We start from the raw sequence: 24943 nt of genomic DNA on the forward strand, positions 1-24943 counted from the left end.
TGTCGAGGGGGACGTCGAGGTCTCAAGCGCCGCTGATCGTGCGGGCGCACACGAAGCCCCAGGTCATGCACGGGCCGATCGTGGTGCCGGCGCCCACGGCACGCGTGCCGATGGGATTGGCCATCGCGTTCCCTGCACAGTAGAGCCCCTCGATCACGCTGCCATCGGGTCGCAGCACCCGACCTCCCGCGTCGGTGCGCGCCCCGCCCTTGGTGCCGAGGATGGACCGGTTGATCGACATGCCGAAAAACGGCCCCCGCTCCACGCTGCCCCAGTTCACCTTCCCTCCCGACTGGAAGCGTTCCCAGACGCTTTCGCCTCGCGCGAAATCCAGGTCCTTGCCCTGTGCGCAAAAACCGTTGAAACGGGACACGGTGTCCTGCAACGACTGGGCTGGCAAGCCCAGCCGGGCGGCCAGTTCCGCCAGGGTGGGCGCGCTGTGGACCCAGCCGCGCTGCTTGCGTGCGAACCACCGGAAGGGAAGCGAGTGCTTCATGAACCGTGCGTCGGCCACGACATAGGCCGGAAGGTGCACGGGCGAACCATCCGCATGTCGCCGGTCCAGCTGCTCGCCGATGTTGTAGTCGCTTTCGCTGACGAAGCGGCGCCCGTGGCGATCCACCACGATCGCATGCGCGAAGGCCTGGAACGGAAAGGGCAGCCCGTGCGGCTTCCCTTCATAGACGGTGGGAAGCGTCGGATACACATTGGCCTGGTCCATCCGATCGAGGCGCGCCCCGACCCTCTGCGCCATGCGCTGTCCATCGCCCTCGTTGCTGCGCGGGCTGCCGAGCCTGTCCAGCGGCCCCGGGAAATGGGCTTGCCTGAGCGCCTCGTCCCATTCGAATCCGCCGGTCGCCAGCACGACGCCGCGCCGCGCGTGGTAGTCGAGTTGCTCGCCGCCGCGCTGTACCCGAACGCCAGTGATGCGTGCGGACGCGTCGTCGACCAGCAGGTCCAGCACCCGGGCCGACGTCTCGATACGGCATCCGTGGTCGAGGCAGCCTTTCAGCAGGCCGGTGATCAGCGCACTGCCCTGCCCGGCACGGCGGGTGAGCGCGCGCCACAGCAGTTTCGGCAGCATGCCCACGATGCCGCGCACGGGCCGCGTGTAGATGCCGGTCGACCGCATCTCGTTGTAGGTGAAAAGGTGTGGCATGGTCGACGAGCGCAAGCGGCGGGCGTACCGGCCCACGATGCGGCGGCCCAGCAGGTTCGGCGACACCATGCGCCCCTCCAGCTTGCCGCCTTCGTGCTCGGCCATCGGGTCGGGCTCGTTGGTCAGCGAAAAGCGCAGCGGCGTGTGGCGTTCCACGAACGCGAGCATGGTCGGCGCGTCCTCGGCGAAGCGTTGCCACAAGGGGTCTTCGGTGTCCCGCCAACCGGCCGGCGACGCGTTCCTCAGGTAGGCCAGGGCTTCCTGCCGGCTGTCCTGGAAGCCGGCTGCCGCCGCCAGATGATTCGCCGGCACCCAGATGCCCGCCCCCGACATGGCGGAGGTGCCGCCCAGCAGCGCGGATTTTTCCAGCACCAGCACCTTCAACCCGGCCACCGCGGCGGTCAGGGCGGCCGTCAGCGCGGCAGCCCCCGAACCCGCCACGATGACGTCGACCGTCCGCTCGAGCCCCGCGTCAGAGGAATTTGTCATGCTGAACCTTGAGAGAAGAAGTTGGGCGTGTGGGTCTGCCGGAGCGGCGGCGCGTCAGCGCCAGCCGGCCGCGCCCTGCAGCGCCTGCTGCTGGATCCTGATCGCGTGGCCGAGCACGCTGCGCTGCCAGCCCGGCGAAAAGGGCGAGAACGCATCCAGCAATTGTTCGCGCATCGCCGCGTGCTGCGACTTGGGGAGCGCGGCGTCGAACTTCAGGCAGTGATCGATCTGCAGCGCGCGTTGCATCTCGGCCCGGCCGAGGGTGCCGAACTCGATGACGGCGCCGGTCACCTCGGCCTCGGCGGCGAACCGCTGCACGCCGTGGAACAGCAATCCGGAATAGCTGGGCCGACCCGCGCCCTCGAAGCCGCCCTTGGTTTCGACATGTTCGCGGCCCCACCAGCCACAGGCCCGCTCCCAGCCCGGGCCACCGCGCTCGTTGAAGCACAGGAAGAACGGTTCGCCGGGTTCGCCCAGCCCGGTGTGCCAGTCGATCAGCGCGATCCGCTTCGCGCCGTCGAGATGGCGTCCGATGATCGTTTCGAGCGCCTGGTTCGACCACTCGCGGCCGGTGCCGCCGTAGTGCTGCCCGTCCGGATGGCTGTACTGGCCGCGGCTCGTCACGTCGACGTAGGCATCCAGGCCGTTCTTCGCGATCCAGGCATCCCGCCCCGTGTTGGCCGTTTCGAGCGCCCGGGCCGACCATTCCGAAGGGCACAACAGAGGATGCAGTTCGGCATAGGGCGGATTGGCGGGCGGTGGCGAACGCCAGTCGATGAAGTTGCGATTCAGGTCGACGTTGTTTTCGGTGGTGCGACTGACGTGGGCGAAGCCCCACGGATTGATCGCGTGCACCAGCACGACCCGCACCGCGAGCGCATGCGCCTGGGTCGCGAGCGCATCGAGCAGCGCGATCTGCGCGGCCGAGCCGACGAAGCCCTCGGGGCCATGCGTGCCGCTGAAGATCAGCAAGGCGTTGTGGGCATCCGGCGGTCCGAGCACGGCAACGTCGGTGGTGAGGGTTCCGCCGTCGGGGCCGCGGGCCACGGTGTTCGTGAGAACGTCGAGGCGCGCGCCCGCCCGGTCGGCAGCGAGCAGGAAGCGGCCGCGCGCGCTGGCATAGGACGGGCTGAAGCAGGAAGCGGCAAGTGCGATGCTGACAGGTTGCATGGGAACTCCGGTGGTCTCGATCAGTCGGCGCCGTCGCGCGACGCCGCGGTCGTCGCGCCCTCGGCTTCGTACGAGTAGCGGAAATCGCAGTGGCTCGCGCCCTGCATGATGGTCTGGGTGCGCGCGAACTTCAGCTTCGGGTCGTAGCCCTCGCAGAAGGTCCCGTCGCGCTGGCAGGACAGCAGGTGGCCGATCTCGCCGAGGCCCATGGCCTGGTACATCTCGGCATAGCGGCAGCGCACGACGTCGAACACGTACTGCGTGTCGGTCTTCTCGCGCACCTCGATCTTCAGCGCGTCCTCGCTTTCCCAGAGGGAACTGATATCGACGAAGCTCTGCAGCGAGGTCGGGCCGCCCGTCTCGGCGGCGAAGCGCCGTGCCTGGTCGATCGAGGAGCGGCGCACCGCGTCGCCGATGGCCTGCATCGCAGCCTCCTTGCCGTGGCTGGCCTTGAGCACCTCGTAGACGTGTCCGAGCATCTCGGCCTCGATGCGCCGCTTGGTCAGCATCGACAGGTTCTGCGGGTGGGCGGGCGGCGGCTGGCTCATGTCGATACTCCTTCGTGGTTTTCTTCTGACTCGGGGCGCCCCGACCATTCGCGCCCCGGAATGGCTTCGAGCAGCGCGCGCGTATAGGCGGCCCGCGGATTCGTGAACACCTCGGCGGTCGGGCCGGCCTCCACGACCTTGCCGGACTTCATCACGACCACCACGTCGCAGATCTGCGCGGCGACCCGGAGGTCGTGCGTGACGAACAGCATCGACAGCCCCAGGCGGCTCTTCAGATCGGCCAGCAGGCGCAGCACCTGGGCCTGCACCGACACATCCAGCGCCGACACGGGCTCATCGGCCACGAGGATTTCGGGATCGAGCGCCAGCGCGCGCGCCAGGCCGATACGCTGGCGCTGGCCTCCCGAGAATTCGTGCGGGAAGCGATCGATCGCCGCCGGATCCAGCCCGACCAGCGAGAACAGCGAACGGGCCTTCGCCATCGCTTCGCGCCGGCCCATGCCATGCGCCATCGGCCCTTGCGCCACCAGCTCACCGACACGCCGACGCGGATTGAGCGACGCATAAGGATCCTGGAACACCATCTGCACCCGCTTTGTGGCCGAGCGAAGTTGACTGCGCGACATCGCCGCCAGATCGACATCGCCGATCTGGATGCGGCCGCCATCGGGATCGATCAGTCGCACGATGCAGCGCGCCAGCGTCGACTTGCCGGAGCCCGACTCGCCGACCACGCCCAAGGTGGCGCCCTTCGGCACTTCGAGCGACACGTGGTCGAGCGCGTGCGTGACGCGCGCACCGCGCCCGAGAAAACCGCCGGTGCTGTAGGTCTTCGACACGTCGGCGACGACCAGGGCGGGCACCGCGCCAACGCGGGTCGGCTGGGGCGGCGTCAGCGGCGGCACCGCCGCGATCAGCTTTTGCGTGTACGGGTGCGCAGGCGCATTGAGCACCTGCGCCGCCCGCCCCTGCTCGACCAGCCGGCCCTGCTGCATCACGGCGACCCGGTCGGCGATCTCGGCGACCACCCCGAAGTCGTGGGTGATGAACAGCACCGAAGTGCCCTTGCGTTTCTGGAGATCGCGGATCAGCCGCAGGATCTGAGCCTGCGTGGTCACGTCGAGCGCGGTGGTCGGTTCGTCGGCGATCAACACCCGCGGCTCGAGCGCCAGCGCCATGGCGATCATGGCGCGCTGGCGCTGCCCACCCGACAGCTCGTGCGGATAAGCCCGCGCCGCCGACTGCGGGTCGGGCAGCCGCACTTCGTCGAGCAGTTCGAGCACTCGCCGGTCGATCGCAGCGGCCTCCAGACCGGTGTGGATGCGGAACATCTCGCCGATCTGCTTGCCCACCGTATGCAGCGGGTTCAGGGCCGTCATCGGTTCCTGGAACACCATGGCGATCTGGGCCCCGCGCACTTCCCGCATCTGCGCTTCGCTGAGCGTCAGCAGATCGCGGCCATCGAAATGAATGGAGCCGCTGTCGGCGCTCACGCCGGCCGGCAGCAGCCTCATGATCGCGCTGCTGGTCATCGACTTGCCGGACCCCGACTCGCCGACCACGCACAGGATCTCGTTCGGCGCCAGCGCGAGGCTGACATCGACGATCGCATGCGTGCGGTCGGCGTTGCGCGGCAGGCGGACGCTGAGTCCGTCGAGGCTCAGGATCGGCGCCGGTGCGCGCACCGGAACGTTTGCATCGTCGCGTTTCATCGTGATTTCAATCGAGGGTTCAGGGCATCGTTCAGGCCCTGTCCGACCAGCGACACGGCCAGCACCGTGAGCAGGATCGCAACGCCCGGGATCGCCGACACGTACCACTGGGTACGCAGCACGCCCCGGCCCTGGCCGATCAGGTTGCCCCAGGAGGCGACGTTCGGGTCCGACAGATTCAGGAAGGCCAGCGCGCTCTCCATCAGGATCGCCAGCGCCATCACCACGCTGGCATAGACGATCAGCGGCGGCATCGCGTTGGGCAGGATCTCCCTGAAGATGATCGCGCTGTCGCGCAGGCCCAGCGTGCGGCAGGCCTGCACGAACTCGCGGCTTCGCAGCGACAGGAACTCGGCCCGCGTGAGACGCGCCGGCGCCGGCCAGGACACCACGCCGATGGCCAGCGTGACCGTCAGCAGGTTGGAGCCGAACACGGCCACCAGGACCAGCAGCAGCAAGAAGCTCGGCACGGTCTGGAACGCCTCGGTGATCCGCATGAGCACGTCGTCGACCCAGCCGCCGTAGAAGCCGGCCAGTGCGCCGATCACGGTGCCCAGAAGGATGGCCACCAGGGTCGCCGCAATGCCGATCATCAGGGAGATCCGGGCGCCGTGAAAGATCTGCGCGGCAATGTCTCGCCCCGATGAATCGGTACCGAGAACAAAGCGCGAGTTCTCCAGCGGCCAGGACAGCGGCCGGCCGGCCAGGCTCAACGGGTCGCGCGGATAGAAGATGTCGGCGGACGCGGCCAGGAACAGCACCGCGGCGAGCAGCACCAGTCCGATGATGGCGGCCGGATTCCGAAGGTAAAGGCGAAGAAGTCTCATGGGTGGCTACCTGCCGGAACCAATGCGGGGGTCGAGCCGCGCATAGGCGATGTCGACGAGAAAGTTGATCACGATGACCAGGACCGCCGAGACGAAGACGATGCCCAGCAGGGTGTTCAGGTCCCGCTGCACGACCGATTCGTAGGCCAGGCGTCCAAGGCCCGGCAGCGCGAACACGCTCTCGACGACCACCGAGCCGCCGAGCATCGTGCCGGCCTGCAGGCCGATCAGCGTGACCATCGGCAGCAGGGCATTGCGCAGCACATGGCGCACCACCACGCCGTACTCGGCGAGGCCCTTGGCGCGCGCCGTGCGCACGAAGTCGAGCGTCAGCACCTCGAGCATCGAGGCGCGCATGATCCGCAGGTAGATCGCCAGAAAGCCCAGGCCCAGCGTGAGCGTGGGCAGTACCAGGTACCGTGCGGCGTCCAGAACGCGCGCCCAGCCGGTCAGGCCCGAGCCGATCGTCTCGAACCCGCCCGCGGGCAGCCAGGCCAGGTGCACCGAGAACCCCACGACACTCATCAACCCGAACCAGAACGAGGGCGTCGCGTAGAAGATCAGGCCCAGGGTCGAGATCATCGTGTCCGGCCATTGGTTGACGCGCCGCGCCGCGATCACGCCGAGCACGATGCCCGCCGCAAAGGCGAACGACAGCGCCGAGACCATCAGCAGCAGCGTCGCCGGCAGGCGTTCGAGGATCACGTCGAGCACCGGCTTCGCATAGATCGCCGAGTAGCCCAGGTCGAGCCGCACCAGGCGCCAGAGGTAGTTGCCCAGTTGCACCGGAACCGATGCATCGAGGCCGTAGAACTGCCGCATCTGGGCAATCATCGCGGGATCGCCGCCGCCCATCTGGGCGACCAGCGCGTCCACGGTGTCTCCCGGCGCCAGCTGCAGCAGCAGGAACAGCCCGGCCAGGATGATCAGCAGCGTGGGCAGGCTTGACGCCAGGCGCCGCAGCGCCAATGCCAGCACTTGCATATCAGGACGTCATCCAGAGGTCGGCCCAGCTGCTGGAGATCCAGCGCGGCTGGTTGTGGTGGTTCTGCAGGTTCTTGTTGGTGACCGAAATCAGCAAGCGCTCGGCCGCCATCCACACCGGGATCTCGGTGTTCACCTGGCCCGCCAGGTCCGCGTAGAGCTTGCGGCGCTTCACCGGCTCGATCTCGAACGCCGCGGCGTCGATCAGCTGGTCGACGTTGTCGGACTTCCAGCCCCACTGGTTGGTCCACGGCGCGCCCTTGGGGCTGCCCGAGCGGTACCAGACGGTGGTCGAGACCGCGGGGTCGCCGCGGTACTGGTGCCAGCCGGTGGCCAGGTCGAAATTCCAGTCCTTGTAGACGTTGCTCAGGAACCCCGCCGCGTCGTAGCGGACGATCTCGACCCCGATGCCCACCTGCTGCAGGGATTGCTGCATGAATGTCGACCACAGCGTGATGTCCTCGCCCCAGGGCGCAGGCACCAGCCGCAGCGAGAAGCGCTGGCCCTTGGCGTCGCGCTTGTAGCCGGCTTCGTCGAGCAGGGCCTCGGCCTTCTTCTTGTCGAAGGGGTAGCGCGGCACGTCCTTGGCAAAGAACTTCGGCGACGTGGTGGGATAGGGACCGCTCGCGGGCTTGGCGAAGCCGTACAGGAAGTTCTCGCAGAAGAAGTTGATGTCGATCGCGCGCACGATGGCCTCGCGCACCCGGCGATCGGCCAGTTCCTTGCGCCGGAAGTTGTACTCGATGGTGTTCATCACCGCGTTGCCCTCGTTGCCGCGCGTCGACACCTCGAACTTCGGGCTTTTCTTCAGGCGGTCGAGATCCGAGAGCGCGAGGCCGCCTTCGGGACTGACGTGGATCTGTCCCGATTCGATCGCGGCCGCCGCGGCGGCCTGGTCGGGCACGAAGCGCCAGACGATCTGGTCGAGATAGGGAAAGCCGGCGCGCCAATAGCTCTCGTTGCGCACCGCGATGACGTACTGACCGCGCTCGTACTTCGAGAACTTGAACGGGCCGGTGCCGATCGGCGCGGTGTTCGCCGGATTCTCCAGCAGGTTCGTGCCCTCGTAGACGTGCCTGGGCGCCACGTAGCCCAGGTCGGCCAGCGCCCGCAACAGCAGGTCGAGCGGCATGGGTCGGGAGTAGCGGAAGACGGCCGTGTTCGCATCCGGCGTGTCGACGGCGTCCAGGTAGAGCTGCAGGGCCGTGCTGTAGTTGAGATGCTTCTTCCACATCTCCATCGCGCTGAACTGGACGTCCGCAGAGGTGAAGGGCTTGCCGTCATGCCACTTGACGCCTTCGCGCAGCGTGAAGGTGATCGTCTTCCCGTCGGGCGTCGATTTCCAGGCGGTGGCCAGCACCGGGGCCGGATCGCCCTTGGCGTCGAGGTCGACCAGCGGCTCCATGATCTTCCCGGCGATCACGTAGACGCCGGTGGAGGCACGCAGCGCGGGGTTCAGCACGCGCTGCTCGCCGGTCATGTGCACCGTCACGCTGCCACCGCGGCGTGGCGTCGATGCCACCTGGGCTTGAAGCACGCCAGGGATCGCTGCGGAAAGGGCCAGTGCGGGTCCGGTGAGCAGTGCGTTGCGTCGGGTCAATGTCATCAGTGTCTCCAGTTCTACTTTTCGTTGATTGACTTGGGTTCGATCGGGTCGCGGGGTTCGAACACGACCATGGCGCCGCTCGCGCGGTCGGCGCCCACCGTGACCGAAGACGCGCCGACCACGGCAGCCGCTCCGGCCGAGCGCGCGGCGGCGCCGAGATCCGCCACGTGCAGCACCAGCGCCGCCACACCCTCGGCGGGCAGCGCCTCGCGCGGTGCCGAGGGACGGCGTGCAATGAAGGCGTCTTGGGTCAGGAACAGGAAGTCGCCCCGCCCCGGCGCGGTGGCCACCCTGACCCCGGCGTCGCACGGCTGGGCCCGGCCGTCGATCAGGCCGGCCAGTTGCGCCGCCGCCTCGGCCGGCGTCGGCGTCACGATCTCGACGCATGCGAGGCCGGTGGCCGTGTTCGGGTGCGTCTGCAGTCCGGGCATCCAGACCGTGTCGCGCGTGTGATGCTGGCAGGCAAAGATGCGAAGGTCCGCCGGCCGTTGTTCCACCGGCCAGTGAAAGACGCTGAATGCGGCTTCTGCGCGACGGCCACCGGGCAGGTCGACCGGCCGGCTGAATTCGATCGGCGCCCGCGCGTCGATGCCGCGGGCCCGCAGCGCGCTCACCCCGGCCACCGCGTCGCTGGTCGTGAAGGCGGCGCGCTCTATGCCCTCGCCGCGCCGGTCGAGAAAGGCACGGCTCGGCGCGTTCAGCTCCGTCTCGTGCAGGACACCCAGCAACTCGACATAGTCGACACCGAACATGATCGTGTAGTTGCCGGTGCCCAGATGCGCACTGTGGGTGCCGCGCGGCGAAAGGGTGAAGCCCAGGGCGCGCCACCGGTCGGCGGCGGCATCGAGATTGCGGACCATCACCACGAGGTGGTCGAGTCCTTCAAGGCTGGCGAGCATGCTGAACCTCCAGTTGATTGCGATCAGATTTCCATTCGGTCCAGGCGCCGGTAGCGCAGCAGCATCAGCGGCGCCACGCGACGGGCAATGCCGTGCAACGGCAGCGGTGCCGGCTCGGTGAAGGGCAGCGCCAGTTCAGCCTCGGGCACTCCGCGCACCGCCTTCGCGAACTCTCCGCCCAGTGCGACCGACAGGCCGACGGCACGGCCATTGCAGCCGGCCCAGGCCCACGCGTCGGGTCCGAGACGGTGAAAGCGCGGCATGAAATCGTCCGTCATCCCGACGTAGCCGTTCCAGACGTAGTCGAAGCGCACCTCGCCGATCTGCGGCCACAGCCGCTCGATCCGTGCCCCCACGGCGGCCCTCAGGCGATCGGCGCGATGGAACGGCAGGAGGATCGCCCCGCCGGTGATGAGCCGGTGGCGTGCGTCGAAACGCGCGAAGTACAGCTCGCCATGCGTGTCGGAGAGCGCCTGGCGGCCGGGAATCACCGTGGCCCGGACGCTTTCGGGCAATGGCTGGGTCGCCATCTGCCACGACCGGATGGGGATCACCTCGCGCGCAATCCGCGGCGCCAGGGCGCTCGAGAACTCGCCGGTGTAGGTGTTGGTGGCGAGCACCAGCGCACGGGCGCGCACTTCGCCCGACGGCGTGCGCACCACCCAGCGTCCTTCCCGGCGCTCGAAGTCGAGTGCCGGTGTCTGCGCGTAGATCCGCGCGCCGGCCTCGATCGCCGCCCGCGCGAGGCCACGCGCCAGCGCCAGCGGATTGATGTGACCGCCGCTGCGATTCCAGAAGCCGCCATGCCAGGCCTGCGAACCCAGCATCTTCTGCACCTGGCCCGCATCGAGCAACTCGACCGGTGCACCGCGTCGAGACCATTGCCTGACGCGCCGTTCGGCGATCGCCATCCGGCCCGGCGAATGCACCGGCTGAACCCAGCCGGCCTGCTCGGCCTCGGCCTGGATGCCGTGCTCGCGAACGGTGTCGAACAAGGTCGATGCGCAATCGCGAAGCAGGCGCACGAAGCGTTCGCCGGCCGCTCCGTGGCGCGCCTCGATGTCGTCGGGATCGGGGCGCGACAGCGTGGGAATCACCTGGCCGTTGTTGCGCCCCGAGGCACCCCAGCCCGGCTCGGCCGCCTCGATCACGACCACCTCGACGCCGGCCTTGCGCAGGTTCAGCGCAGTGGACAGGCCCGTGAAGCCGGCGCCGATGACGATCGCATCGGTGTGCACAGTGCCGTTCAGCGTCGGGCACGAAGGGCCAGGCGGCGTGACAGTCGCCCAGAGAGATCCCGTGCCCTCCACGGAGGCACTCAAAAAATCAGTGGGCATCAGACTTCCTTGACGCGGCAGCTCATGCCGCACGCGCACACAAGGCGCCCATCACCCTGAACGACGCGGCAAGATCCTGGATCAGGTCGTCCGTGTCCTCGAGGCCGATGTGAAGCCTCACCGCCGGGCCTTCATGGGCCCAGCGCGTACTGCTGCGCAGGTTGCTCAGATTGATCGGTGCCACCAGGCTCTCGAAGCCGCCCCAGGAGGCGCCAAGCCCGAACAACTCCAGGCTGTCGATGAACCCGGCGAATGCCTGGCGCGGCACCGGGTGCAGCACACAGCCGAACAGCCCGCTGGCCCCCGTGCAATCGCGTTGCCAGAGCGCATGGCCCGGATCGCYGGCCAACGCGGGATGCAACACGCTTGCGACCTCGGGTTGGCGCATCAGCCATTCGGCGACCCGCAATCCCGACGCATGGTGCTGGCGCAGCCGCGTCGGCAGGGTGCGCAGCCCCCTCAACGCCACGTACGCGGCATCCGGGCTCGCCGTTTCTCCGAAATTGCTGGCGCTGCTGGCCAGCGCATCCCACGATTCGCGGTTGCAGGTCGCGATGCCGAGCAAGGTATCGGAATGGCCGCAGATGTACTTGGTCGCCGAATGGATCGAGATATCGACCCCATGGGCCAGCGGCTTGAAATAGAGCGGCGTGGCCCAGGTGTTGTCGATCATGGTCGTGATGCCGCGTCGCTTCGCGACCGCGCAGATCGCCGGCACGTCCTGCATCTCGAAGCTCATCGAACCCGGCGATTCAAGATAGATCACCCGCGTGTTGTCGCGCACGAGCGCCTCGATGCCGGCCCCGATGCCCGGGTCGTAGAAGGTCACGTCGATGCCGAACGGAATCAGCGTGCCGTGGGCGAACTGGCGGATCGGACCGTACACCGTGTCGACGATCAGCACATGGTCGCCGGGCCGCGCGAAGGCCATCAGGCTGTGGGTGCAGGCCGCCAGCCCCGACGGAAACAGCATCGCGCGATGGCCTCCCTCGAGCTGCACCATCGCCTGCTCCAGCGCCTGCGTGGTCACCGTGCCGAAGCGGCCGTAGTACCTGGTCGGATCGCCCGTGACCGGCTCGCGGCAGGTCTGCTCCCACTCGGCCAGATTGCTGGCGAGCACCGTGGTGGTCCGAGCGATCGGCGGGTTCACCAGCCGGCCGCATATCGCACGATCCCTGCCGCCGCGGGTGGCCTCAGTGTCTTCTCTGTAGATTTTCCGTTCCATGGGGTCCCTGTGTCCTGGTCACGCACCGCCGTCGCATTCGTCGAATGCCGACGGTGGTCTTCATTTCGTCATGGGAGAATGCTATTCGAGACAAGCGAGAATATGCTTTCGAAATCACTCTCGAAAATGACTGCAGAGAGATTTTTCTTCCACGAAATGGGATGTACGCGATGGATGCGATTGACCGAAAGATCCTGCAGCTGCTGCAGGAAGACGCCTCGCTGCCGATCGGCGAGATCGCCGAGGCAGTGAACCTTTCGGCCACGCCGTGCTGGAAACGGATTCAGCGACTGAAGAAGGATGGCGTCATTCGAAAGCAGGTCGTTCTCTGCGATCCGAAGAAGCTGGGCTACGGCGCCGTCGCCTTCGTCACGGTTCGCACCAACCAGCACAACGCCGCCTGGCTGGAGCGGTTCGCCACGGTGGTGCAGCAGATTCCCGAGATCGTCGAGGTCTATCGCATGACCGGCGATATCGACTACCTGTTGCGTGTGGTGGTGCGTGACATCGAGGGGCTGGATGCGGTCTATCACAAGCTGATCCACTCGGTCGAAATGTTCGACGTCAGTTCCAGCTTCGCGATGGAGGAGATCAAGTACTCGACCGCAGTCCCGGTCGACGGCAACCCGCTGTCAGGGAGCGACTGAATCGGTGAGCTTCGCGGGACTTGTCGCGCAGGCCGCGCATGTGCATTCGCTCAACACACCGGCGCCCGCTCCTACATGCAACGCCGCGCTTTCTCGAACAATGAATCCACCAATCACTGAAAGGTGGACGATATGACGACAAGACTCTGGATCTCGGCAGCCGCCGCCGCGGGCATCATGACCCTGGCCGGCTGCGCGGGCGGTCCGAACCAGCAACTCGGCACGGCAGGCGGTGCCGTCGGTGGCGCGGTGATCGGCCACGCAATCGGCGGCAACACGGCCGCCACGGTCGGTGGCGCCGCCGTCGGCGGCCTGATCGGCAACCAGGTGGGCCGCAGCGTCGACGAACGGAACCAGCAGCGCTACTACCCGCAGGGCAACTACTACACCCCGAACAGCTACTACCCGAACAACGGTCCGAACTACTGAGCGAGGCCGGGTGGAAATCGAAAAGCGCACCCGCGGGTGCGCTTTTTCTTTGAGCGGGGCGCGTAGGGGCTCAGCGCGCCGCCGAGGTGCGGCGGGCGCGCCAGGCGCCGAACAGCGCGATCAGCCCGGGCACCAGGATCAGCGCCCAGATGACCTTCTCGAGGTTGTCCTTGACGATCGGCAGGTTGCCGAAGAAATAGCCGATGGTGCACAGCCCCAGCACCCACAGCAGCGCACCCGCCACGTTGAACAGCGTGAACTTGCCGCGGGTCATGTCGGCCACGCCCGCCACGAAGGGGGCGAAGGTGCGAATGAAGGGCAGGAAGCGCGCCGCGATGATCGTGACGCCGCCGAAGCGCTCATAGAAGGCATGCGCCTGGTCGAAGGCCTTGCGGTTGAAGAAGCGCGAGTTCTCCCACTGGAACACCTTCGGCCCGAAGTAGCGCCCGATGCTGAAGTTGCACTGGTCGCCCAGGATCGCGGCCGCCAGCAGGATCGGCACCGCCAGCCCGAAGCTCATCAGGCCCGCGCCGCACAGCGCGCCGACGATGAACAGCAGCGAATCGCCGGGCAGGAAGGGCATCACCACCAGCCCGGTCTCGACGAACACGATCAGGAACAGCAGCGCGTAGACCCAGGGGCCGTAGGCGATGACGAAGGCCTCGAGGTGTTTGTCGACATGCAGGATGAAGTCGATGAGAAAGCTGATGATTTCCATGGCGCGCATTATCCCGGTGCGCACGAGGGCGCCCTTCTAGAATGTCCCCGTGAGCGCTCTTCCTTCTTCCACCGCCGGCGCGCGCCGGCCGATCCGCGAACTCCCCGACGAACTGATCAGCCAGATCGCGGCCGGCGAAGTGGTCGAGCGGCCCGCCTCGGTGGTGCGCGAGCTGCTCGACAACGCGCTCGACGCCGGCGCCAGGCAGATCACGCTGCGGCTCTCGGCCGGCGGCGTGCGGCTGATCTCGGTCGAGGACGACGGCCTGGGCCTGCCGCGCGAGGAACTCCCGCTGGCCCTGCGCCGGCACGCCACCAGCAAGATCGCCAGCCTGGGCGACCTCGAGACCGTGGGCACGATGGGCTTTCGCGGCGAGGCGCTGGCCGCCATCAATGCGATCGCCGAGCTCAGCGTGCTGTCGCGCTTCGCCGGTGCCGACAGCGCCTTCTCGCTCGACGGCCGCACCGGCGAACTGCGGCCGGTGGCGCGCGCCACCGGCACCACGGTCGAGGTCCGCGAGCTGTTCTTCGCCACCCCGGCCCGGCGCAAGTTCCTCAAGACCGACGCCACCGAACTCGCCCACTGCATCGAGGCCGTGCGGCGCCATGCGCTGGCGCGTCCCGAGGTCGGCTTTTCGATCTGGCACGAGGGCCGCCTGGTCGAGCAGTGGCGTGCCGCCGCCTCGCGCGACCAGCGTCTGGCCGACACGCTCGGCGACGACTTCGTGGCCCACAGCGTGGCGGTCGATCGCAGCGCCGGCCCGGTGCGCGTCACCGGCCGTGCCGGCATTCCCGATGCGGCGCGCTCGCGCGCCGACCAGCAGTTCTTCTACGTCAACGGCCGCTTCGTGCGCGACAAGGTGCTGGCCCACGCGGTGCGCAGCGCCTACGAGGACGTGCTGCACGGCCAGCGCCAGCCGGTCTATGCGCTGTACCTCGAGATCGATCCGGCCCGGGTCGACGTCAACGTGCACCCGACCAAGATCGAGGTGCGCTTCCGCGACGGCCGCGAGGTGCACCAGGCGGTGCGCCACGCGATCGAGGACGCGCTGGCCGCCCCGCGGGCCGGCGAGGCGGCCGCGGCCCCGGCAGAACCCTTCTTCAAGCCCCGCATGGCGCCGGCCTCGGCCTCATGGACGCAGCCGGCGATGCACTTCGCGGGCGAGCGCGGACTCGGCGATGCGGCGGCCATGTGGCCTGTCGCGCCTCGCGAGACGTCGGTGGAAAGCCCGGCGCCGGCATTCGCTTCGGAAGCCGCGCCGGTTTTCGCCGCCGCGCCTCCCAGCGCAGGTCCCGGCGCCGCCGTCGAAGCCGAAGCCTGGCCCCTGGGCCGCGCGCTGGCCCAGTTGCAGGGCATCTACATCCTGGCCGAGAACAATCAAGGGCTGGTCATCGTCGACATGCATGCCGCGCACGAGCGGATCGTCTACGAGCGCCTGAAGACCCAGCTCGACGGCGCCGCCATCAGCAGCCAGCCGCTGCTGATCCCGGCCACCTTCGCCGCCACGCCCCAGGAGGTGGCCACCGCCGAAGCCTGCGCCGCGGTGCTGCCCGCGCTCGGCCTCGAGATCACGCCGTTCTCGCCGCGCACACTTGCGGTGCGTGCGGTGCCCGGAACCCTGGCCGACGGCGATCCCGTGGAGCTAGCGCGCAGCGTGCTGGCCGAGCTCGCCCACCACGACGCCAGCACCGTGGTGCAGCGGGCCCAGAACGAACTGCTGTCCACCATGGCCTGCCACGGCGCCGTGCGCGCCAACCGCAAGCTGACCATCGACGAGATGAACGCCCTGCTGCGCCAGATGGAAGCCACCGAACGCTCCGACCAGTGCAACCACGGCCGCCCGACCTGGCGCCAGCTTTCGGTGCGCGAGCTCGACGCGCTCTTCATGCGCGGGCGCTGAAGCTCTCTTTCCTCCGCTTACAAACCGGGTTTTGATCAGGCCCGAGGCCCGAAAAGCATGAAATTTGGCTGAATTGCGCCTGGTTGCGCTCAGAACCAAGGGTTTTCAGGGGCATCGCCCAAGCCGGCACGTACGTTGCATGGAATCTGTCGTTGAACTTTCCGGCCCCCGCGCCTGTCTTTCAGCCTTCCATGAAATCCTGGTCCCTGTTCGCATCCGCCACCGCCCTGGTCGCCCTGCTGGCCGGCGGCTGTTCGACCCTCGATGAGCAGCAGCGCGAGTGGATCTTCCAGCCCAGCGACCGCAGCTGGGGCAATTCGGAGGCCATGAGCCAGGGCATGGACGACGTCTGGATCGACTTCGAGTCCTCCCTGACCGGCGAGCCCGCGCGTCTGCACGGCCTGTGGCTCGGCGGCGCCCCCGAAACGGAGGACACGCCGGTGCTGCTCTACCTGCACGGCGCGCGCTACAACGTGGCCGGCTCGGCCCCTCGCATGCGCCGCATGCACGAGCTGGGCTTCTCGGTGCTGGCGATCGACTACCGCGGCTTCGGCAAGAGCTCCAAGGGATTGCCTTCGGAAGATTCGGCGCGCGAAGACGCCCGCGCGGCCTGGGCCTGGCTCGCGGCCCGGCACCCGAAGCAGGCGCGCTACATCTTCGGCCACTCCCTCGGCGGCGCGATCGGCATCGACCTGGCGTCGCGCGTGAACGACGAGAGCGGCACCATCGTCGAGAGCACCTTCACCTCGATCGCCGACGTGGCCAGCAGCTTCAAGTGGGGCTGGCTGCCCTTCGGTCCCTTCATCACCCAGCGCTTCGAGGCGATCAGCAAGGTCAAGGACATCGGCGCGCCGCTGCTGGTGGTGCATGGCGCGGCCGACAGCCTGATCAACCCGACCCTGGGCCGCAAGCTCTACGACGCCGCGACCGTGCCGAAGATGTTCGTGCTGGTCGAGGGCGGCTCGCACCACAATGCGAATTCGATCGGCCAGGCGCAGTACCGGGCGGCCCTGTCGCAGCTGTTCCGCATGAAGGAGCCGCCGGTCGAGACCGCCTCGGGCGCGGATGCGCCGCCCAAGCCCGCGCCATTGCCGCAGCCCGCGCCTCCCGAGACGACCGCCCTGCGGCCCCATCGCCTGTCCGGCCAGGCGATCTGAGCGCGCCGGCGCCAGGCAGCGGCGCCTTTGTTAACCTTGGGCGCATGCCGCCTCCTGTCGCACCGGCCATTTCTCGCACCGCGCCGTCTGCCTCGAGCATGTCGCCGGCCGCGCTCGTCCTCATGCTGGCGCTGCTGCTGGGCATCCAGCCGGTCACGACCGACCTTTATCTGCCCGCGCTGCCCACGCTGACCGCCGACTTCGGCGCCCGCATGTCCCACGCGCAGCTCACGCTGAGCGCCCTGCTGCTGGCCTTCGGTGTCTCGCAGCTGGTGCTCGGACCGTTGTCCGACCGCTTCGGCCGCCGGCCGGTCCTGCTGTGGGGCCTGGGCGGCTACGTGGCCGCCAGCATCGGCGGCGCCATGGCGCCCTCGATCGAGATGCTGATCGTCTGGCGCACCCTGCAGGGCGCCGCGATGGGCGCGGCCGTGATGGCGGCGCGCGCGATCGTGCGCGACCTCTACCAGCCGGCCGATGGCGCGCGCGTGATGTCGCGCGCCCTGACCGGCCTGGGCACCATCGCCTGCCTCTGCGTGCCCCTGGGCGGGCTGGTGTCGGACTTATTCGGCTGGCGCGTCGCGCTGCTGGTGCCCGCCGTGTTCGGCGCCCTCACGCTGGCGCTGATCGCCCTGCGATTCAACGAGACCCTGCCGCGCCGCAACCCCGACGCCTTGCGTGCCGCCACGCTGGTCGCCACCTGGGCGACGGTGCTGCGCAACCCGGTCTTCCTGGCTTTCAGCGCACTGACCACCGCGTCCTACGGGCTGCTGTTCACTTTCCTGGCCGCGTCGTCCTTCGTGTTCATCCAGGTGCTCGGGCTCAGCAAGACGCAATACGGCGCCGTGATGCTGTGGAACTCGCTGGCCTACATCGCGGGCACCTTCGTCTGCCGGCGCTGGCTGGCCCGCCACGGGGTGCGCCGCAGCGTTGCGCGGGCGGCCTGGCTGACGCTCGCGGGCGGCACCTCGATGGGGCTGCTGGCGCTGGCGGGCGTGGTGTCGGTCGCGGCCATCGTCGGCCCGCAGACGCTGGTGATGATCGCGCACGGCGTCCACCAGCCCTGCGGCCAGACCGGTGCGGTCGGCCCGTTTCCGCAGGCGGCGGGTGCCGCCTCGGCGCTCAACGGCTTCCTCATGATGCTGGCCGCCTTCGCCATCGGCGGCTGGCTCGGCGCGCGCATGGACGGCACCGTGATGCCGCTGGCGCTCGGCGTCTGGTTCTGGAGCGTCTGCATCGCCGCCGTCGCCTGGACCCTGGTGCGCAAATACGGGGAGCCGCGTGGCCGCTGATCCGACACCGAACGCATTGCGCTACGTGGCGCTCGCCGGTCCCACTGCCTCGGGCAAGACCGCGGCGGCGCTGGCGATCGCCCGCCAACGCCCGGTCGAGATCGTCAGCGTCGACTCGGCCCTGGTCTACCGCGGCATGGACATCGGCACCGCCAAGCCCACCCCGGCCGAACTCGCCGAAGTCCCGCACCACCTGATCGACATCCGCGATCCGCGCGAGGCCTACAGCGCCGCCGCGTTCGTGGAGGACGCCCGGCGCCTGATCGGCGAGATCGCGGCACGCGGCAGGCTCCCGCTGCTGGTGGGCGGCACGATGCTCTACTTCAAGGCGCTGGCCGACGGCATCGACGCGATGCCCGCGGCCGATCCCGCGCTGCGCCGGCAGCTCGAGGCCGACGCCGCCGCGCTCGGCTGGCCGGCGATGCACGCCCGCCTCGCGGAGGTCGATGCGATCACGGCGGCGCGGCTGGCGCCCAACGACGGCCAGCGCATCCAGCGTGCGCTCGAGGTCTGGCACGCGAGCGGCCAGCCGCTGGCCAGCTTCCATGCCGCGGGCCGCGCGAGCCGAGGAACGCCGGCGGTCGCGTTGCTGTCCCTGGAGCCCACCGATCGCGCGTGGCTGAACGAACGCATCGCGGCGCGCTTCGACGCGATGCTCTCCGCCGGCTTCATCGCCGAGGTGCAGGCGCTGCGCGCGCGCGGCGACCTGGCGGCGGACCTGCCGTCGATGCGCTGCGTCGGCTACCGCCAGACCTGGGAAGCCCTGGACGGCGCCTGGCCGATCACCGAGCTGCGCGAACGCGGCGTCGCCGCCACCCGCCAGCTCGCGAAACGCCAGATGACCTGGCTGCGCAGCATGCCGCAGCGCCGCGTGATCGCGGCCGAAGCCCCCGACGCCATCGCGCAGGTCGTCAGGCTCGTCGCCGACCTCTCATGACGCTGCGCATCACGGACCTGGCCAAGCACTATGGCGAGCTGCCGGTGTTCGAGCACGTGTCGCTCGAGGTCGCGGCCGGCGAATTCGTCGCGATCGTGGGCGAATCCGGCGTCGGCAAATCGACCTTGCTCAATTGCATGGCCGGCCTCGACGGCTGGGATGCCGGCACGGTCCAGCACGGCGGCACCGACATCGGCGCCCTCGACGCCGAAGCGCGCGCGCTGTGGCGGCGCGCGCATGTCGGCTTCGTGTTCCAGGCCTTCCACGTGCTGCCGCACCTGGACGTGGCGCAGAACGTCGCGCTGCCGCTGATGCTGCTGGGCCGACAGGGTCCGGCCGGCGCCGAGCGCGTCGCCCGGATGCTCGATGCGGTCGGCCTCGCCGGCCTCGGCGAACGCCTGCCGCAGCAGCTGAGCGGCGGGCAGCTCCAGCGCGTGGCGATCGCGCGCGCCCTGGTGCACCGGCCCGCGCTGCTGCTGGCCGACGAGCCGACCGGCAACCTCGATCCCGCCACCGCCACGCGCGTGATGGACGTGCTGCTGGCGCAGACCCGCGAGCACGGCGCCTCGCTGGTGCTGGTCACGCACTCCGAGGCCGCGGCGGCGCGCGCCGACCGCGTGCTGCACCTGAGCGCCGAAGGGATTCGGGCCTAGGGCCTGTGAACAGGCCCTAGGCTGCGGACAGCAGCGCGGCGAAGCGCGCCAGGTCGACGTTGCCGCCGCTCACGATGACGCCCACGCGCTTGCCAGCGAGCGCCTCACCCGCCGCGCAGGCCGCCGCGAAGGCCAGGCAGCCCGTCGGCTCGACCACCATCTTCATGCGCTCGGCGAAGAAGCGCATGGCATCGACCAGTTGCGCATCGCTGACCGTGACGATGTCGCTCACATCGCGCCGGATGATGCCGAAGGTGTACTCGCCCAGGTGCTGGGTCTGCGCGCCGTCGGCAATGGTCTTCGGGGTTTCGATGTGCACGATGCGGCCGGCGCGCAGCGACTGCTGGCCGTCGTTGCCGGCTTCGGGCTCGACGCCGTAGACCTTGCAGTCCGGCGCCAGCGCGCGCGCCGCCAGCGCCGATCCGCTGGTCAGGCCGCCGCCGCCGAGGCAGACGTAGAGCGCGTCGAGCGCACCCGCCTCCTCGATCAGTTCCTTCGCCGCCGTGCCCTGGCCCGCGATCACGTCCGGATGGTCGTAGGGCGGGATCAGCGTCATGCCGCGCTCCTCGGCCAGCCGCCGCGTCAGCGCCTCGCGGTCCTCGGTGAAGCGGTCGTAGAGGACCACCTCGGCACCGTACTCGCGCGTGGCGGCGAGCTTGGCGGCCGGCGCATCGGTGGGCATCACGATCACGGCCGGCATGCCGAGGATGCGCGCCGCCAGCGCGACCGCCTGCGCATGGTTGCCCGACGAGAAGGCGATCGCGCCGGCCCGGCGCTGCCGGGCATCGAACTTCGACAGCGCATTGAAGGCGCCGCGGAACTTGAAGGCGCCCATGCGCTGGAAGTTCTCGCACTTGAAGAAGAACTGCGCGCCCCAGCGGGCGTCGGCGGTGCGCGAGCGCAGCACCGGCGTGCGGTGCGCATGCCCTTCGAGCCGCGCGGCCGCGGCGATCACGTCGTCGTAGGTCGGAAGTGTCTGCATGGCGACGAGCTTAGCGCGGCGGCGATCGAAAAAGGCATGCTTCCTGTCGCACACTGTCGAAATGCCCGCCGGTGCGCCGTCATTGCAGTGAGCGATCCTGCTCGTGTGTTTTCTTCGCGGAGGTTCCATGCAATACATGCTGATGTTCTACCAACCCCAGTCCGAGTTCGACCAGCGCGACGAGGCAGCAGCCCAAGCCTACCGGGCCGGCTGGATGGACTACGTGGGCGCGATCCGCCAGTCGGGCGTCACGCTCAGCGGCCACGGCCTGCAACCGCCGATGACCGGCACCACGCTGCGGGTGCGCGGCGACAAGCGCCAGGTGCAGGACGGGCCCTTCGCCGACAGCAAGGAGCAGCTCGGCGGCTACTTCGTGATCGAGGTCCCGGACCTCGACACCGCCCTCGAGTGGGCCGCGCGCGCGCCCTGCGCCAGCACCGGTGGCGTCGAGGTGCGGCCGGTGTTCACGGCACCCACGATGTGACGGACGAGGCCGTCCGGGAGGCCCGCTCGGCGGCCGAGCGGGCGGCGCGCCAGTCGTATGGCCGGCTGGTCGCCATCCTGTCGGCGCGCACGCGCGACATCGCGGCCTCGGAGGACGCGCTGGCCGACGCCTTCGCGCGGGCGCTCGAGCGCTGGCCCGCGGACGGCGTGCCGGCGATGCCGGAGGCCTGGCTGCTGCAGGTGGCACGCCACCGCACGCTCGACGCCTGGCGCCACAGCCGGGTGCAGGACGAGGCGACGCAGACCCTGCTGCTGCTGGCCGACCAGATCGAGGAGGACGCGGACAGCGGCGAGACCGTGCCCGACGAGCGGCTGCGCCTATTCTTCGTCTGCGCCCATCCGGCCATCGATGCCGCGGCGCGCGCGCCCCTGATGCTGCAGACCGTGCTCGGCCTGGACGCCGCCCGCATGGCCGGCGCCTTCCTGAGCGCGCCGGCCACGCTCGGCCAGCGCCTGGTGCGGGCCAAGGCACGCATCCGGGCAGCCGGCATTCCGTTCGAGTTCCCGCGCGCCAACGACCTGCCGCAGCGGCTGCAGGACGTGCTCGACGGCATCTACGCGGCCTACGGCACCGGCTGGGACGAAGTCGACGGCGCCGACGCCTCGCAGCGCGGGCTCACTGCCGAGGCGATCGACCTCTGCCGCATCCTCTGCGGCCTGCTGCCGCGGGAACCCGAACCGCTGGGCCTGCTGGCGCTGATGCTGTTCTGCGAAAGCCGCGCCGCGGCGAGGCGCAGCACCGCCGGCGACTACGTGCCGCTGGACCAGCAGGACGTCGCGCGCTGGAACCCGCAACTGCGCGGGCAGGCCGAGCAGGCGCTGCAGAGCGCCGCCAGCCTCGAGGCGCTCGGCGCCTACCAGATCGAGGCCGCGATCCAGTCGGCCCATTGCGCGCGACGCCTCGGCGCGCAGGTGCCAGCCGATGCACTGGTCGCGCTCTATGACGGCCTGATTGCGCTGCGCCCGAGCACCGGCGCGCAGGTCGGCCGCGCCTGTGCCGTGGCCGAGGCGGAAACGCCGGCGGCCGGCCTGCGGGCGCTCGATGCCATGGCGCCGGTCGAGGTCGCGAACTACCAGCCCTTCTGGGCTGCGCGCGCGCACCTGCTGGGCCGCAGCGGCCAGGCTGCCGCAGCGCGACAGGCCTATGCCCGCGCAGCCGGCCTCAGCACCAGCCCGGCGATCCGCGCCTGGCTGGCCGCCGCGTCCGAGCGCCTGTGACCCGCGCGCATCGCGCAGAATGGGCCGCATGAGGGCCCTGCTGTTCAGCTTCTCGTGGCAGGAACTGCGCCACCATCCGTGGCGCAACGCGGCCGCGGTCGTCGCCGTGATGCTGGGCGTCGCGCTGGCCTTTTCGGTGCAATTGATCAATGCCTCGGCGCTCGACGAATTCTCGAGCGCGGTGCGCTCGGTCAACGGCCAGCCCGACCTCGAACTGCGCGCCGCGCAGGGCGGCTTCGACGAGGCCGTCTTCGCGCGGGTGGCCCGGCATCCGGGGGTCGCCCTGGCCAGCCCCGTGCTCGAACTGCAAAGCGTCGCGCAGGTCGGCGAGCGCCGGCTGCCGCTGCGGGTCGTCGGCATCGACGCGCTCGCGCTGCCGACCATCGCGCCGGCACTGATGCCGCGCCCCGCCGAAGCCGGCGACCGTTTCTCGCTCTTCGCGCCGCGCCAGGTCTTTCTCAATGCCGCCGCGCGCAAGGCCGTCGGCGACGACGCCACGCAGCTTCGGTTGCGCGTCGGCACGCAATGGCAGTCGCTGCAGGTCGCCGGCCAGGTCGCGGCCGGCGGCGGCGCGCTGGCGGTGATGGACATCGGCGCCGCCCAGGACCTGTTCGGCCGCGCCGGACAGCTCACGCGCATCGACCTGCGGCTGGCGCCGGGCACCGAACACGCGGCCTTCATCCGCTCGCTGCAGCAGTCGCCCGACTGGCCGCCAGGCATCCAGATCGCCGAGCCGGGCGATGCGGCCGAGCGCGTCAGCAACCTCTCGCGCGCCTACCGCGTGAACCTCACGGTGCTGGCGCTGGTGGCGCTGTTCACCGGCGCCTTCCTGGTGTTCTCGGTGCTCGCGCTGAGCGTCGCCAAGCGCGCGCAACAGTTCGCGCTGCTCGGCGTGCTCGGCCTCACGCCGCGCGAGCGCCTGCGGCTGGTGCTGGCCGAGTCGCTGGTGCTCGGGCTGATCGGCAGCGCCGCGGGCATCGCCCTCGGCGCGGCGCTCGCCCTGCTGGCGCTGAAGCTGCTGGGGGGCGACCTCGGCGGCGGCTATTTCGACGGCGTCGCGCCGACCCTGCGCTGGAGCTGGGGCGCGGCCTGGACCTACGGCACGCTCGGCGTGATCGCGGCCGGCGTCGGCGGCTGGTGGCCGGCGCGCGCCGCGCAGGCCCTGCCCGAGGCGCAGACGCTCAAGGGCCTGGGCGCCGCGCCGGCGAGTGGCGGCGCGCATCGCATCGCGCTGCTGCTGATCGCCGCCGGCGTCGCCCTGGCCGCGGCGCCGGCGATCTTCGGCATCCCGATCGCCGCCTATCTGTCGGTCGGCTTCCTGCTGGTCGGCGGCATCGGCGCGCTGCCGTGGCTGATCGCGGGGGTCTATGACCGGCTCGCGCCGCTGGCCGCGCGGCGCCTGCTGCCGCTGCTGGCGATCGAACGCGCCCGGCGCATGCGCGGCACCGCCGCGGTGGCGGTGAGCGGCGTGGTCGCGAGCCTGAGTCTCGCCGTCGCGCTCACCGTGATGGTCGCGAGCTTTCGCGACTCGGTCACGCACTGGCTCGACATCGTGCTGCCGGCCGACCTGTACCTGCGCAACGCCGCCGGCGCGGGATCGGGCAGCGAGCAGGCCCTCTTCGCGCCGGCCTTCGTGCAGGCGCTGGCGCAGTTGCCCGGCGTGGCGCGCACCGGGACGCTGCGCACCCGCGCGCTGCTGATCGATCCGTCGCGGCCCGCGGTGACGCTGATCGCGCGCAGCCTGGACGACGACGTCGGGCGTTCGCTGCCGCTGATCGGCGCCGCACTGCCGGTGCCGGCCGGACAGGTCGGGATCTACGTCAGCGAGGCAATGGTCGAGCTCTACGGCGCCCGCCCCGGCACCGCCTTCGAGCCGCTGGCGCGTGCCTGGGGCCCGCGGCGCGACCGCCCCGGCGCGGCGCCGGTGTTCTTCGTCGCCGGCATCTGGCGCGACTACGTGCGGCAGTTCGGCGCCGTCACGATGGACGCCCGCGACTTCGAGCGCCTGACTGGCGAGGCCGGAGTCAGCGACGTCGCACTGTGGCTCGCGCCCGGCGCGGCCGAGGGCTCGGTGCAGGAAGCGGTGCGGGCGCTGGCCGCGCGCGAACTCGGCGTGGCCGAGCCGATCGAGATGTCCTCGGTGGCCCAGATCCGCGCCACCTCGCTGCGCATCTTCGACCGCAGCTTCGCGGTCACTTATTGGCTGCAGGCGGTGGCGATCGCGATCGGCCTGTTCGGCATCGCGGCCAGCTTCAGCGCCCAGGTGCTGGCGCGGCGCAAGGAGTTCGGCCTGCTCGCGCACCTGGGCTTCACGCGCCGGCAGGTGCTCGCGATCGTCGCCGGCGAAGGCGCAGCCTGGACCGCGATCGGCGCCGTCGCCGGGCTGGTGCTCGGGCTCGCGGTGTCGGTGGTGCTGGTGCACGTGGTCAACCCACAGAGCTTCCACTGGACCATGGACCTGCAGGTGCCCTGGGCGCGGCTGGCCGCGCTGTGCGCGGCGGTGGTCGCGGCCGGCACGGTCACGGCCTGGCTTGCCGGCCGCGCGGCCGCGGGCCACGACGCCGTGATGGCGGTCAAGGAGGACTGGTGACG

The 24943-nt window shown here is 69.9% G+C and carries 22 protein-coding genes; 10 read left to right on the plus strand and 12 right to left on the minus strand.

Annotation, left to right across the window (positions count from 1 at the left end; translation table 11 throughout):
* Window positions 1-22 precede the first annotated feature (22 nt).
* From AB4Z46_RS00345 to metC, 10 genes are read right to left on the minus strand one after another with little or no spacing between them, the layout of a single operon-like run.
* Window positions 23-1648, minus strand: a complete 1626-nt coding sequence (locus AB4Z46_RS00345) for an FAD-dependent oxidoreductase (RefSeq protein WP_442281482.1) — start codon at window positions 1646-1648, stop codon at window positions 23-25.
* A gap of 54 nt (window positions 1649-1702) precedes the next feature.
* Complete coding sequence (locus tag AB4Z46_RS00350; protein WP_442281483.1) at window positions 1703-2818, minus strand: M14 family metallopeptidase; 1116 nt, start codon at window positions 2816-2818, stop codon at window positions 1703-1705.
* A 20-nt stretch (window positions 2819-2838) separates the two neighbouring features.
* On the minus strand, window positions 2839-3366 hold the full coding sequence (locus AB4Z46_RS00355) for an L-2-amino-thiazoline-4-carboxylic acid hydrolase (RefSeq protein WP_442281484.1): 528 nt from the start codon (window positions 3364-3366) through the stop codon (window positions 2839-2841).
* Window positions 3363-5039 carry an ABC transporter ATP-binding protein gene (locus AB4Z46_RS00360; protein ID WP_442281485.1) on the minus strand — a complete coding sequence of 559 codons (1677 nt, stop codon included), beginning with the start codon at window positions 5037-5039 and terminating at the stop codon, window positions 3363-3365. Before AB4Z46_RS00360 ends, AB4Z46_RS00355 begins: the two co-directional genes overlap by 4 nt.
* Complete coding sequence (locus AB4Z46_RS00365) at window positions 5036-5866, minus strand: ABC transporter permease (RefSeq protein WP_442281486.1); 831 nt, start codon at window positions 5864-5866, stop codon at window positions 5036-5038. Before AB4Z46_RS00365 ends, AB4Z46_RS00360 begins: the two co-directional genes overlap by 4 nt.
* 6 nt (window positions 5867-5872) lie before the next feature.
* A complete protein-coding gene (locus AB4Z46_RS00370; RefSeq protein WP_442281487.1) occupies window positions 5873-6850 on the minus strand; it encodes an ABC transporter permease in 978 nt (325 codons plus the stop codon).
* Between the two features lies 1 nt (window position 6851).
* Window positions 6852-8456 (minus strand): ABC transporter substrate-binding protein, encoded by a 1605-nt coding sequence (locus AB4Z46_RS00375; protein ID WP_442281488.1) that lies wholly within the window; start codon window positions 8454-8456, stop codon window positions 6852-6854.
* A 14-nt stretch (window positions 8457-8470) separates the two neighbouring features.
* Window positions 8471-9355, minus strand: coding sequence for a VOC family protein (locus AB4Z46_RS00380; protein WP_442281489.1), 885 nt, complete (start codon window positions 9353-9355; stop codon window positions 8471-8473).
* 23 nt (window positions 9356-9378) lie between these two features.
* Window positions 9379-10692, minus strand: a complete 1314-nt coding sequence (locus tag AB4Z46_RS00385; protein ID WP_442281490.1) for an NAD(P)/FAD-dependent oxidoreductase — start codon at window positions 10690-10692, stop codon at window positions 9379-9381.
* Window positions 10693-10714: 22 nt separating this feature from the next.
* Entirely contained in the window at window positions 10715-11917 is a 1203-nt protein-coding gene (gene metC, locus AB4Z46_RS00390) for a cystathionine beta-lyase (RefSeq protein WP_442281491.1), read from the minus strand.
* Between the two features lie 170 nt (window positions 11918-12087).
* On the opposite strand from metC, the gene AB4Z46_RS00395 reads away from it, so the two are divergent.
* Together AB4Z46_RS00395 and AB4Z46_RS00400 are read left to right on the plus strand one after the other, a co-directional pair.
* A complete protein-coding gene (locus AB4Z46_RS00395; protein WP_442281492.1) occupies window positions 12088-12564 on the plus strand; it encodes an Lrp/AsnC family transcriptional regulator in 477 nt (158 codons plus the stop codon).
* Between the two features lie 132 nt (window positions 12565-12696).
* Window positions 12697-12993: a glycine zipper domain-containing protein gene (locus tag AB4Z46_RS00400; protein ID WP_442281493.1), complete on the plus strand. Its 297-nt coding sequence runs from the start codon at window positions 12697-12699 to the stop codon at window positions 12991-12993.
* Between the two features lie 70 nt (window positions 12994-13063).
* On the opposite strand, the gene AB4Z46_RS00405 is transcribed toward AB4Z46_RS00400, so the two are convergent.
* A complete protein-coding gene (locus tag AB4Z46_RS00405; protein ID WP_442281494.1) occupies window positions 13064-13711 on the minus strand; it encodes a DedA family protein in 648 nt (215 codons plus the stop codon).
* Between the two features lie 49 nt (window positions 13712-13760).
* Between AB4Z46_RS00405 and mutL the strand changes: the two genes are divergently transcribed.
* The 5 genes from mutL to AB4Z46_RS00430 all read left to right on the plus strand — a co-directional run bounded on the left by mutL (window position 13761) and on the right by AB4Z46_RS00430 (window position 19647).
* Window positions 13761-15611 carry a DNA mismatch repair endonuclease MutL gene (gene mutL, locus AB4Z46_RS00410; protein WP_442281495.1) on the plus strand — a complete coding sequence of 617 codons (1851 nt, stop codon included), beginning with the start codon at window positions 13761-13763 and terminating at the stop codon, window positions 15609-15611.
* Between the two features lie 191 nt (window positions 15612-15802).
* A complete protein-coding gene (locus tag AB4Z46_RS00415) occupies window positions 15803-16768 on the plus strand; it encodes an alpha/beta hydrolase (RefSeq protein ID WP_442281496.1) in 966 nt (321 codons plus the stop codon).
* A gap of 44 nt (window positions 16769-16812) precedes the next feature.
* Window positions 16813-18057: a multidrug effflux MFS transporter gene (locus tag AB4Z46_RS00420; protein WP_442281497.1), complete on the plus strand. Its 1245-nt coding sequence runs from the start codon at window positions 16813-16815 to the stop codon at window positions 18055-18057.
* Entirely contained in the window at window positions 18047-18994 is a 948-nt protein-coding gene (miaA, locus tag AB4Z46_RS00425) for a tRNA (adenosine(37)-N6)-dimethylallyltransferase MiaA (RefSeq protein ID WP_442281498.1), read from the plus strand. Before AB4Z46_RS00420 ends, miaA begins: the two co-directional genes overlap by 11 nt.
* Window positions 18991-19647, plus strand: a complete 657-nt coding sequence (locus AB4Z46_RS00430) for an ABC transporter ATP-binding protein (RefSeq protein ID WP_442281499.1) — start codon at window positions 18991-18993, stop codon at window positions 19645-19647. Before miaA ends, AB4Z46_RS00430 begins: the two co-directional genes overlap by 4 nt.
* 16 nt (window positions 19648-19663) lie before the next feature.
* Here AB4Z46_RS00430 and AB4Z46_RS00435 read toward each other — a convergent pair whose 3' ends face one another.
* Window positions 19664-20629: a threo-3-hydroxy-L-aspartate ammonia-lyase gene (locus AB4Z46_RS00435; protein WP_442281500.1), complete on the minus strand. Its 966-nt coding sequence runs from the start codon at window positions 20627-20629 to the stop codon at window positions 19664-19666.
* Window positions 20630-20756: 127 nt separating this feature from the next.
* Here AB4Z46_RS00435 and AB4Z46_RS00440 point away from each other — a divergent pair, with 127 nt between their 5' ends.
* The 3 genes from AB4Z46_RS00440 to AB4Z46_RS00450 are packed head-to-tail and all read left to right on the plus strand — an operon-like array spanning window position 20757 to window position 24941.
* Window positions 20757-21113, plus strand: a complete 357-nt coding sequence (locus AB4Z46_RS00440; protein WP_442281501.1) for a YciI family protein — start codon at window positions 20757-20759, stop codon at window positions 21111-21113.
* Window positions 21110-22351 (plus strand): RNA polymerase sigma factor, encoded by a 1242-nt coding sequence (locus tag AB4Z46_RS00445; RefSeq protein ID WP_442281502.1) that lies wholly within the window; start codon window positions 21110-21112, stop codon window positions 22349-22351. The genes AB4Z46_RS00440 and AB4Z46_RS00445 overlap by 4 nt, the downstream gene beginning before the upstream one ends.
* 28 nt (window positions 22352-22379) lie before the next feature.
* Complete coding sequence (locus AB4Z46_RS00450) at window positions 22380-24941, plus strand: ABC transporter permease (RefSeq protein WP_442281503.1); 2562 nt, start codon at window positions 22380-22382, stop codon at window positions 24939-24941.
* Window positions 24942-24943 lie beyond the last annotated feature (2 nt).

Origin of the sequence: Variovorax sp. M-6 (genome assembly GCF_052114385.1) — a bacterium.
Classification (GTDB): Bacteria; Pseudomonadota; Gammaproteobacteria; order Burkholderiales; family Burkholderiaceae_C; genus Variovorax.